This window comes from Acidisphaera rubrifaciens HS-AP3 (assembly GCF_000964365.1).
Lineage (GTDB): Bacteria > Pseudomonadota > Alphaproteobacteria > Acetobacterales > Acetobacteraceae > Acidisphaera > Acidisphaera rubrifaciens.
The window spans coordinates 1-9,942 of the sequence record NZ_BANB01000359.1 but is presented as its reverse complement, the minus strand read 5'-3'; the positions used below and the strand labels follow the sequence as shown (position 1 = coordinate 9,942).

10 protein-coding genes, 1 tRNA gene and 1 pseudogene are annotated in these 9,942 nt (G+C 68.1%); 6 read left to right on the top strand and 6 right to left on the bottom strand.

Going from position 1 to position 9,942, the window contains the following annotated elements; translation table 11 throughout:
* The 4 genes from B8460_RS11095 to B8460_RS11080 all read right to left on the bottom strand — a co-directional run.
* The coding region (locus B8460_RS11095; protein ID WP_048861663.1) for an HpcH/HpaI aldolase/citrate lyase family protein at positions 1-727 on the bottom strand (727 nt) is incomplete at its 3' end.
* A 25-nt stretch (positions 728-752) separates the two neighbouring features.
* A complete protein-coding gene (sucD, locus tag B8460_RS11090; RefSeq protein ID WP_048861662.1) occupies positions 753-1,655 on the bottom strand; it encodes a succinate--CoA ligase subunit alpha in 903 nt (300 codons plus the stop codon).
* A 30-nt stretch (positions 1,656-1,685) separates the two neighbouring features.
* Positions 1,686-2,855: a malate--CoA ligase subunit beta gene (locus B8460_RS11085; RefSeq protein WP_048861661.1), complete on the bottom strand. Its 1,170-nt coding sequence runs from the start codon at positions 2,853-2,855 to the stop codon at positions 1,686-1,688.
* Between the two features lie 45 nt (positions 2,856-2,900).
* On the bottom strand, positions 2,901-4,109 hold the full coding sequence (locus B8460_RS11080; protein WP_048861660.1) for an aminotransferase class V-fold PLP-dependent enzyme: 1,209 nt from the start codon (positions 4,107-4,109) through the stop codon (positions 2,901-2,903).
* Positions 4,110-4,371: 262 nt separating this feature from the next.
* Between B8460_RS11080 and B8460_RS11075 the strand changes: the two genes are divergently transcribed.
* The 5 genes from B8460_RS11075 (at position 4,372) to B8460_RS23405 (ending at position 7,374) form a co-directional block, all read left to right on the top strand.
* On the top strand, positions 4,372-4,596 hold the full coding sequence (locus B8460_RS11075) for an antitoxin MazE family protein (RefSeq protein WP_048861659.1): 225 nt from the start codon (positions 4,372-4,374) through the stop codon (positions 4,594-4,596).
* Positions 4,593-4,949: a type II toxin-antitoxin system PemK/MazF family toxin gene (locus B8460_RS11070; RefSeq protein WP_048861658.1), complete on the top strand. Its 357-nt coding sequence runs from the start codon at positions 4,593-4,595 to the stop codon at positions 4,947-4,949. Before B8460_RS11075 ends, B8460_RS11070 begins: the two co-directional genes overlap by 4 nt.
* Before the next feature lie 203 nt (positions 4,950-5,152).
* On the top strand, positions 5,153-5,338 hold the full coding sequence (locus B8460_RS11065) for a hypothetical protein (RefSeq protein ID WP_199445616.1): 186 nt from the start codon (positions 5,153-5,155) through the stop codon (positions 5,336-5,338).
* A 192-nt stretch (positions 5,339-5,530) separates the two neighbouring features.
* The gene (locus B8460_RS11060; RefSeq protein WP_048861657.1) at positions 5,531-6,244 is read left to right on the top strand and encodes an alpha/beta fold hydrolase; all 714 of its coding nucleotides are present in this window, start codon (positions 5,531-5,533) and stop codon (positions 6,242-6,244) included.
* 26 nt (positions 6,245-6,270) lie between these two features.
* Positions 6,271-7,374 carry an NADH:flavin oxidoreductase/NADH oxidase gene (locus tag B8460_RS23405; protein WP_048861656.1) on the top strand — a complete coding sequence of 368 codons (1,104 nt, stop codon included), beginning with the start codon at positions 6,271-6,273 and terminating at the stop codon, positions 7,372-7,374.
* 43 nt (positions 7,375-7,417) lie between these two features.
* On the opposite strand, the pseudogene B8460_RS11050 reads toward B8460_RS23405, so the two are convergent.
* Positions 7,418-8,404 (bottom strand): annotated as a pseudogene (locus B8460_RS11050) (AraC family transcriptional regulator ligand-binding domain-containing protein); the annotation flags it as partial.
* 142 nt (positions 8,405-8,546) lie between these two features.
* Positions 8,547-8,636: transfer RNA gene (locus tag B8460_RS11045), tRNA-Ser, on the bottom strand.
* Positions 8,637-8,875: 239 nt separating this feature from the next.
* Between B8460_RS11045 and B8460_RS11040 the strand changes: the two genes are divergently transcribed.
* Complete coding sequence (locus B8460_RS11040) at positions 8,876-9,928, top strand: lipid A deacylase LpxR family protein (protein ID WP_048861655.1); 1,053 nt, start codon at positions 8,876-8,878, stop codon at positions 9,926-9,928.
* Positions 9,929-9,942: the final 14 nt, after the last annotated feature.

Sequence of the window (9,942 nt, the reverse complement as noted above, 5' to 3'; positions counted from 1 at the left end):
GGGCGGCGGCCATGAAGCCGTCGGGGTCGCCGAAGGAGCCGAACGGGCCGTCGATCGGCCGCAGGCCGTAGGCGCGGCAGGCGACCATCATCCGGCTTTGCGCGAAATGCCACGGATCGGCCCAGGCATAGTCGCGGCGGCCCTCTGCGTCCGGGTCGGCCAGCACGCCGTATTCGGGATGAACGCCGCCGATCACCGTCGTCCGCGCGCGCGTGCTGGCCGCGTAGTCGGCGACGCCGAAGCTCATCGCTTCCAGCCGGGGCGAGGCCTGCGCGATCGCCTCCACGTTTGCCATGCCGAGGGCGGTCTCGATCAGGACCTCGAACCCGATGCGCCGCTCGCGCCGCACCGCCTGCTCGATCTGTGTCACCAGCATGTCCACGGCATAGACGTCCGCCGGCACGCCGACCTTGGGGATCAGCAGCATGTCGAGGCGGGGGCAACGCTCCACGACCTCGATCACGTCGCGGTACATGTACTCGGTGTCGAGCCCGTTGATGCGCACCATCATCGTGTGCGCGCCCCAGTCGATCTCGTTCAGCGCCTGCACGACGTTGGCGCGGGCGCGCGCCTTGTCGTCCGGGGCCACCGCGTCCTCTAGGTCGAGGAAGATGACGTCCGCGGCACTGATCGCCGCCTTTTCGAACAGGCCGGGGTTGCTGCCCGGCACCGCGAGTTCGGACCGATGCAGGCGAGGTGTCGCCTGCTTGACCTGAAAGAAGCTCATTGATCCCGATCCTTTGCGCGGCGCGTCACGCGGCGACCCGCGGGCGGCGGTCCATCACCTCGGCGACCGTCGTCCCCAGCGCGCCCGCGCTGGGCGCGACGGTGAGGCCGTGGCCGCGCATGATCTCCGCCTTTTCCGCCGCGCTGTCGCCGGCGCTGGAGACGATCGCGCCGGCGTGGCCCATGCGGCGCCCCTTGGGCGCGGTCATCCCGGCGACGTAGCCGATCACCGGCTTGGTCATGTTGTGCTCGATCCAGGCCGCCGCCTCGGCCTCCTGCGGTCCGCCGATCTCGCCGATCATCATCACCGCGTGCGTGTCGGGATCGTTCTCGAACAGCGCGAGATGGTCGAGGAACGAGCTGCCGTTGATCGGATCGCCGCCGATGCCGACGCTGGTGGAGACGCCGAGCCCGAGTTCGCTGAGCTGTGCGGCCGCCTCGTAGCCGAGCGTGCCGGAGCGCGAGACGATGCCGATATTGCCCTCGCGATAGATATGCGGCGGCATGATGCCGAGCATCGAGCGGCCGGGGCTGATGATGCCGGCGCAATTCGGACCGACCAGCATCGTGCGCCGCTCGCGCGGGTAGCGGCGCAGGTAGCGCTTGACCCGCATCATGTCCTGCGCCGGGATGCCGTCGGTGATGGCGCACACGAGGCGCAGCCCGGCATCCGCCGCCTCCATGATCGCGTCGGCACAGAAGGGCGGGGCGACGAACAGGATGGAAGCGTCGGCGCCGGTCGCCGCCACCGCGTCCTTCACCGTGTCGAAGACGGGGCGATCAAGATGCCGGCGTCCGCCTTTGCCGGGCGTCACGCCGCCCACGACCTGGGCGCCGTAGCCGATCATCTCGTTGGCGTGAAAGGTCGCCTTTTCGGCGGTGAAACCCTGCACCAGGATTTTCGTATCGCGGTCGATCAGGATGGCCATGACGGTCTCCTCTTCCTCGCCGTGCTGCGTTCAGGGCGCATAGGCACGCGCGGCCTCGACGGCGCGCGCGGCGGCTTCCGACAGGCTCTCGGCGGCGATCAGGTCGATGCCGCTGTCGCGCAGGATCTGCCGCCCCGCCTCGACATTGGTGCCGGCAAGACGCACCACCAGCGGCTGCTTGAGGCCGATCTGCCGGACCGCCTGCACGACGCCCTCCGCCACCCAGTCGCAGCGGTTGATGCCGGCGAAGATGTTGACCAGCACCGCGCGCACGTTGGGGTCGGAGAGCACGAGCCGGAACGCGGTCGCCACGCGCTCGGGGCTCGCGCCGCCGCCGACATCGAGGAAGTTGGCCGGCTCGCCGCCCGCGTATTTGATGGTATCCATCGTCGCCATCGCGAGACCCGCGCCGTTGACGATGCAGCCGATCGTGCCGTCGAGCCCGACATAATTCAGGTTATGGTCGGCGGCCTGCGCCTCGCGCGGGTCGTCCTGCGTCGGGTCGCGCATCGCCTCCAGCCGCGGACGACGGAACAGCGCGTTGTCGTCGATCGACATCTTGCAGTCGAGTGCCACCACCCGCTCGTCGGCGAGCAGCACCAGCGGGTTGATCTCCAGCATCGTCGCGTCGCTGTCGCGGAAGGTGCGGTAGGCGCCCATGATCGCCTTCGACGCCCGCTGCACCTGCTTGATCGTCAGGCCGAGCCTGAAGGCGATCTCGCGCGCCTGGAACGCCTGCAGGCCGACCGCGGGCTCGACCTCGCACTCGATCAGCGCGCCGGGACGGTGCGCCAGCTCCTCGATCTCCATCCCGCCTTCGGCCGAGGCGATGACGCGCACGCGCTCGGTCTTCCGGTCGAGGACGAAGCCCAGATAGAACTCCCGCTCGAACGGGGTTGCGACCTCGATCAGCAGCCGGTTGACCGGCTTGCCCTCCGGCCCGGTCTGCACGGTGACGAGACGGCGGCCGAGCATGGCCTCCGCCGCCTCGCGCACCTCGTGATAGGTCCGGCACAGCTTGATGCCGCCGGCCTTGCCCCGCGCGCCGGCATGGACCTGTGCCTTGACGGCCCAGTGCCAGCCGCCGAGTTCGGTCGCGGCATAGACCGCCTGATCCGGCGAGTAGGCGACGAGGCCGTGCGGGACGTCCACACCGGCCGCCGATAGCAGTTCTTTTGCTTGGTATTCGTGCAGGTTCATGGCGCCCTCCCCGACGCGCGTGGACCAGGCTTTGGACGGGCGCTCCTAGGCGGCGGCCTTGAGCGACGAGGCCTTGTCGGCGCTGCGGTAGTATTCCGAGGCGACCGCGACGGCGCTGCCCGGCTCGACCGCGATGCCCACGTCGCGCATCGCCATCTCGGCCCCGGACAGGGCGGCCAGGCACATCAGCTCGTTGAGGTCGCCCAGATGCCCGATGCGGAACAGCTTGCCCGCGACCTTCGACAGGCCGGCGCCGAGTGCCAGGTTGTAGCGCTCGAACGCACGCCGGATCACGGCGGCGCCGTCGACGCCCTCCGGCACGAGGATGGCGCTGACCGTGTCGCTCTCCCACTTGGGCTCGCGGGCGCACAGCTTGAGGCCCCAGCCCTGCTTGACGCCGCGCCGCACGCCCTCGGCGAGGAAGCGGTGGCGGGCGATGACCTGGTCCAGCCCCTCCTCGTCGATGATGTCCAGCGCCTCGCGCAGGCCGTACAGCAGCGGCAGCGACGGCGTGTACGGGAAGTAGCCCGTCGCGTTCGCCTTCTGCATGTCGAGGAAGTCGAAGTAGCAGCGCTTCAGCGGGTCGCGGGTGCGCGCGGCCTCCATCGCCTCCATCGCCTTGCGGCTCATCACCGCGATGCCGAGGCCGGCGGGCAGCATCAGACCCTTCTGGCTGCCGGTGACGATGCCGTCGACGCGCCACTCGTCCATGCGCATGTCGATCGAGGCGATCGAGCTGACCCCGTCCACGAACAGCAGCGCCGGATGCTTCGCCGCGTCCATGGCGGCGCGCACCGCGCCGATGTCGCTGGTCACGCCGGTCGCGGTCTCGTTTTGCACGACCATGACCGCCTTGATGCTGTGGTCGCGGTCGGCGGCCAGCGCGTCATGGATGTTCTGCGGCGAGGCGCCGATGCCCCATTCCTCTTCCTGGATGACGACGTCGAGCCCGTGCCGCTGCGCGAGGTCGATCCACAGATGGCTGAACTGGCCGAAGCGCGGCGACAGCACGCGGTCGCCGGCGCACAGCGTGTTGGTCAGAACCGCTTCCCAGGCACCGGTGCCGGAGGACGGGAAGATGAACGCCTCGCCGGTCTCGGTGCGGACCAGGGACTTGAGGCGCTGGAACAGCGGCAGCGTGAGCGCGGGGAAGACCGGGCTGCGATGGTCCTCCATCGGGACATGCATGGCGCGGAGGACGCGGTCCGGCACGTTGGTCGGACCCGGTACATGCAGGAAATGACGACCAGCCATCTGCCTATCCCTCCATTTGCTTTTTCTATCGACTTGGACGTTTACGATAGAGCGACGGGGTATAATCGGCCGCCGCCGTTCTCAAGTCAGAAACACTGAAGCGCGCTTTCAGATTTTATTCGTTTTGGGAGCGCGCTGATGGAGATCGTCAGTCGCGGCTGCCCTGCGAGGCGTCCTCGTACCGGACAGACGCCCGAACCAGACCGACCCCTCGTGGCGCGACACCCCGAGAGTTACATGTCACCTATTCGGAGTGTCGCTCATGGTATCGGCGAGAGGCGTCAAGCCCACCAGGGTGAAGGTTCAGGAATACCGCGACCGGCTGCGCGCGCAGGGCCTGCGGCCGATCCAGATCTGGGTGCCGGACGTGCGGGCGTCGTCGTTCCGGTCGGAGGCGCACCGGCAATCCCTGGCCGTGACGACGAGCGCCGACGCGGCCGAGGATCAGGCGTTCATCGACGCGGTGTCCGACCGGGACGAGGGATGAGACGAGGCGAGGTCTGGACCGTCTGCGGCGGAACGGATTACGCGGGCAAGCTGCGTCCCGTCGTCATCGTGCAGGACGATGCCTTCGACGCGACGGACTCGATCACGATCTGTGCCTTTACCTCCGACCCGACCGAGGCCCCCTTGTTCCGGCTGTCGGTGGACCCGAACGAGCGAAACGGGCTGCGTTCTCCGTCCCGGCTGATGGTGGATAAGATCACCACCGTACCGAAGTCCAAGGTCGGCGAGCGGATCGGGCGGTTGGACGACGAAGATGTGGTCCGGCTCAACCGGGCCGTGATGGTGTTCCTGGGCCTGGCGGTGTCGCCGAGGACGGCCCGAACACGGGCGTGATCGGGCGACATGGCGATCGCTGTCCATGGGCGAGCATGTCGGCGGCCAACGAAGCCGCGATCCTCCAGACAGCCCGCTTCGCCCGCGCAGGAGTCCGCTTCCGGCGGCTTTGAGCGAAATCAACGTTATCCGACTTCCGACTGCCACAGATAGGGCTCGCCGCGGCGGGATCGTGCCCGTGCGCCGGGTGGATCGTTGGAGGGGTGGCGGCGATGTTCCATCCGAAGGCGATGCCGGTCGTGCTGACCGAACCGGACGAGATCGAGACGTGCCTGACGGCGCCATGGCAGGAGGCGGCGGCGCTGCAGCGGCCGTTGCCGGACGGCCGGCTGCGCGTGGTGGCACGCGGGCGAAAGGACGACGGCGCCGACGCGCCCGCCGGGCCGTAGGGCCGCTTTCGGGCTTGCGTCGCTCCGGGCGACGACGGCGCCAGCCGCGACTGTTCCAGGCGTCCCGGAATGCCCCATTTTGCACAAAATGCGTCCCATTCGGATAAGTGACGCGACCCGGCGGTGGATACGTTGCGCGGCACGAAGGCGCTCCCGCGTCTTGTTTGCAGTCTTCAGCCGAGGAGGTCCGCGATGGCTCTTTTTCTGTTCGTACCCGGCGCGTTTCACGGCGGATGGGCCTTTGACATGCTGCGCCCGGTGTTGGAGCGCGCCGGCCATGCCGTCATGACGCCCACCCTCACCGGGGTCGGCGAACGCGCGCATCTCGCCCGCCTGGGGCCGATCAACCTCGAAACGCATATTGCGGATATCGTCAATCTTATCACATGGAACGATCTGCATGATGTCGTGCTCTGCGGCCATTCCTACGGCGGTCTCGTCATCACCGGGGTCGCCGACCGGCTGTCGGAGCGGATTGCGTCGCTCGTCTATCTGGACGCGATGATGCCTAAGGACGGCGACACGGCGTTTACGGTCGTGCCTTCGTTGCTGGAGCCGTTCACGGAACTCAGCGCGGAACTCGGCGGTACGATGGTCGCGCCCTGGCCGTCAGCGGTCTTCGGTGTGAGTCCAGCACATCAGCCCTGGGTCGATGCAAGGCTGACACCGCATCCTCTTGCCTGCTTCACCCAAAAGCTCACGCTGACGGGCGAGTACGCCCAGGTGCGCAAGGTGGTCATGATCTGGAATGATACCGACACAGGCCTGCCCAATCCGTTCAGGAATCTCTACGAGGCCGAGGCCGCCCGGGAAGGGCGCCATGTCTATCCCCTGTCGGGCGGGCATGACTTCATGATCGAAAATCCCGCCGCCCTGGCGGAGATCCTGCTGCGGCACCATTCCTGACGCCGGCCGCGTCGGCGGAGACCGTCATGACCCATCCACTCCTGTTCAGCCCGATGAAAATCGGCAGTCTCGCCCTGGCGAACCGCATCGTCATTGCCCCGATGGCGCAATACTCCGCCGAGGACGGACAGATGAATGACTGGCACCTCATTCATCTTGGCCAATTGGCAAATTCCGGTGCCGGTCTGCTGACGATCGAAGCGACCGCCGTCGCCCCCGAGGGGCGCAACACCTATGGAGATGCGGGTCTCTATTCGGATGCCTGCGAGGCCGCCGTCGGGCGGGTGCTTCACGGCGTGCGGCGCTGGTCGGACATGCCGATCGGCATCCAGATCAACCACGCCGGGCGAAAAGCGTCCCGGCAGAAGTCGTGGGAGGGCGGCGCGCATATCCCGCCCGGCGCGCCTAATGGCTGGGCCACCACGGGTCCGTCCCCGCTTGCCTATGCCGAGGGCGAGACGGTGCCGAAAGTCCTCGATCGCGGCGGCATGGCCGCGATCCGCGAGGCCTTTGCCGCTGCCGCCCGCCGTGCCTCGCGCCTCGGGCTGGACTTCATTGAGATTCTCTCGGCGCACGGCTACCTGCTGCACTCTTTCCTGTCGCCGCTGTCCAACCGGCGCGACGATGCGTACGGCGGATCGCTGGAGAACCGCATGCGCTTTCCGCTCGAGGTTTTCGATGCCGTGCGCGACTCCTTCGACCACAGGCGTCCCGTGACGGTGCGCGTGTCCGGCACCGACTGGGTGCCGGGCGGATGGTCGATCGAGGAGACGATCGCCTATGCCGCGGCGCTGGAGGCGCGGGGCTGCGCCGCGATCAACGTGTCGAGCGGCGGCTCCAGCCCGGCACAGGCGATTCCAACCGGGCCGAGCTATCAGGTGCCGCTTGCCCGTGCGGTCCGGCAGGCGACCCGGCTGCCGGTCATCGCCGTCGGCCTTATCACCGGATACGAGCAGGCCGAGGCCATCCTCGCCACGGGGGATGCCGACCTCATCGCGCTCGGTCGCGCGGTCTTGTTCGATCCGCGCTGGCCCTGGCACGCCGCCGCGCATTTCGGGGCGCAGATACGCGCACCGAAACAATACCTTCGGGCCCGGCCGAGCCGCTTTCGGACCCTGTTCGCATCATGAGCGGGGCGCGGCGGTCATCTTGCGCGCGCCCATCGCGCCACGCGGTGGGCGTGCAACCGAAGGTGCGATGAAACCAGCGCGAAAACGCACTGAGATTGCAGAAACCTGCGATGCTCGCCACCTCTGTTATGGAATGCTGCGGCTGCGCCATCGCTTGCCGGACGCGCTCGACGCGGACCCGCCGCAGAACGGAGGAGAAGCTCTCGCCCTCATTGGCGAGGCGGCGGTTGAGCGTTCGGCGATCGATGCCGAAGCGGGAGGAGACGGCGCTGGCCGAACACCCGTCCTCCTCCAGCATCTGTCGTATCACCTGGGCGACGCGGGCGGCGACGCTGTCGCGCGGTCGCTGCAGGATTGGCTCCAGATGCTGCAGGGCGAGCCTGCGCAGGAAAGGCGGCGACGTTACCAGGGGGCGGAGAAGGATCGCCCGGCTGACTACGATGCCCGAGAGTATCTGTCCAAAGCTCACGGGGCAGTCGAAGAAGCGCGGCATCTGGTGGCTCCGTGCCGGTTTCGGATGCGAGAAGCTGACAAGCTCGGGTTGGAATGCACCGCCGATCAGCCAGCGTATCTGCATGGTCACGCCGACCACGCCGAACTGCGTCGCCTGGATTGACTGCTCGCGTGTCTCTCCCGGGATCTCGACGACGATCAGCGGGTTCTCGAAGCGCTTGTCGAGCTGGATGAAGGTCCCGTCGGAATGAAGCGTCAGGTGGGACGTGTAGAGCCGGACCGCCGCTTCGACATTCTCTGCCTCCCGCATCAACAGGCTGACGGCGCCCAGGTCGGGGATGCCCCGGGCGATCGCCGCACGCATGCCAAAATAGGGGTCGCCCGATTGCGACGCCGACGCCGCCAGAAGCCGCAGCCAACTGTCGAAAGGAAAGACGGTGTCCGGCTCGTCGAGGAGGCGGGGCTCCAATCCAACCCGCTTCAACATCGCATGCGGGTCCAGGCCCACGGCCGTGGCGGCCTCGGCATATCCCTTGAAGGTGGCGCCGCGTATCAGTCGCGGTTCACGCTGAGCCATACCGACCTCGCTCGGTCAGGGCGCCGCGGCTCCGTTGCGCGACAGGCCGCCGACGGTCCAAGGCGACACCGGTGCCGCCTCATATCAAAGCCGTGTCGGAAAGATGCAATCGTGATCCAACAGGGGCTTATCGCGAATCGTCTGGCGGATGGGGTGGGATTCGAACCCACGGTACGCTCGCGCGCACGGCGGTTTTCAAGACCGCTGCCTTAAACCGCTCGGCCACCCATCCGTTGAAGGCTATGCGTCGGGGACCGGCCCGGGCGGGCCCGTCCGGGTGGAACCCGGAGGTCAACTCGTCGGTTCTACCGGGCGTTTGGCGGGGCGCCAAGTCGCGGGCTTCCACGTGGCGCGGTGCCTGTGTCATTCTTGAACAGTGGGGTCGGGTTCGGCCCCGGCCTTTCCGGCCACCGATCGGTGGCGTCCATCCGCCGGGTATGTCCGTATCCGGCCGCTGCAGGTGCATTGCGGATGACAAGCCTTGAGGCACGCCGGCGCGTCGCCGGCGCGTATACGGCCGACCGAACCGATCCGCCGCGACGGCTTCCGCTGCTCGCCGCCGTCCTGCCGGGCGTGCTGTGGGCGGGGGTGGTGCACGCGCAGCTGCCGCCGCCCGATCCGGAGTCGATCGTCACGTTCCAGCTCGAGAACGACAGCATCCTGCAGAACAGCGATAAATACTACACGTCCGGCCTGCGGCTGGCCTACACGAGCCCGACCGACGTGGTGCCGCAGACCCTGGCCGACCTCGATCAGGCGATCTGGGGCGACGGGCGCATGCGGTATTCGATCGACCTGCAGCAATTGCTGTTCACGTCGGCCAACACGCAGGTCAACCCGCCGCTGCCGGGCGACCGGCCCTATGCCGGCGTGCTGACGGTCGACGCCAACCTGATCCACGATACCGAGACGGCACGCAGCATCATCGGCGTCAGCCTCGGCATCATCGGGCCGGCGGCGCTGGGCGAGGAGGTGCAGAACGGCTTCCATAACCTGATCGGCGACACCACCAACAAGGGGTGGGGCTATCAGGAGCCGACGCAGCCGGTCGTCGAGGTCTCGGCCGAGCGCATCTGGCGGGTGCCGCTGACGCAACTCGGGCCGCTGGAGTTCGACGCCCTGCCGCAGGTCGCGGCCGGCATCGGCACCTACCGCACCTATGCCCTGGCCGGCGCGGAGGTGCGGGTGGGGCAGGGGCTGCAGAGCGATTTCGGGCCGTCGCGCCCCCTCGGCGGCATGACCGGCGGCGATGCCTATACCAATGTGCGGCCGGTTGCGTGGTACCTGTTCGGGGGCGGCGACGGGCAGGCGGTCGCCTATGACGCGACCCTCAACGGCAGCCTGTTCCAGGGGGGGCCGCGCGTGACCTCGGTGCCCTTCGTCGGCGAGCTGACGGCGGGGGCGGCGATCCTCGCCTATGGGGTGCGCTTCGCCTTCGTCCACGTCTCGCAGACACCGGAGTTCATCGGCCAGCCGTCGCGGCTGTTCAATTTCGACGGCTTTACCATCTCGGCCAAGTTCTGATCGCGCCCGGCGGC

Coding starts and splice junctions, on each gene's coding strand:
- sucD (WP_048861662.1), bottom strand. CDS start 1,655: ATGGCCATCCTGATCGACCGCGATACGAAAATCCTGGTGCAGGGTTTC.
- B8460_RS11085 (WP_048861661.1), bottom strand. CDS start 2,855: ATGAACCTGCACGAATACCAAGCAAAAGAACTGCTATCGGCGGCCGGT.
- B8460_RS11080 (WP_048861660.1), bottom strand. CDS start 4,109: ATGGCTGGTCGTCATTTCCTGCATGTACCGGGTCCGACCAACGTGCCG.
- B8460_RS11075 (WP_048861659.1), top strand. CDS start 4,372: ATGGTATCGGCGAGAGGCGTCAAGCCCACCAGGGTGAAGGTTCAGGAA.
- B8460_RS11070 (WP_048861658.1), top strand. CDS start 4,593: ATGAGACGAGGCGAGGTCTGGACCGTCTGCGGCGGAACGGATTACGCG.
- B8460_RS11060 (WP_048861657.1), top strand. CDS start 5,531: ATGGCTCTTTTTCTGTTCGTACCCGGCGCGTTTCACGGCGGATGGGCC.
- B8460_RS23405 (WP_048861656.1), top strand. CDS start 6,271: ATGACCCATCCACTCCTGTTCAGCCCGATGAAAATCGGCAGTCTCGCC.
- B8460_RS11040 (WP_048861655.1), top strand. CDS start 8,876: ATGACAAGCCTTGAGGCACGCCGGCGCGTCGCCGGCGCGTATACGGCC.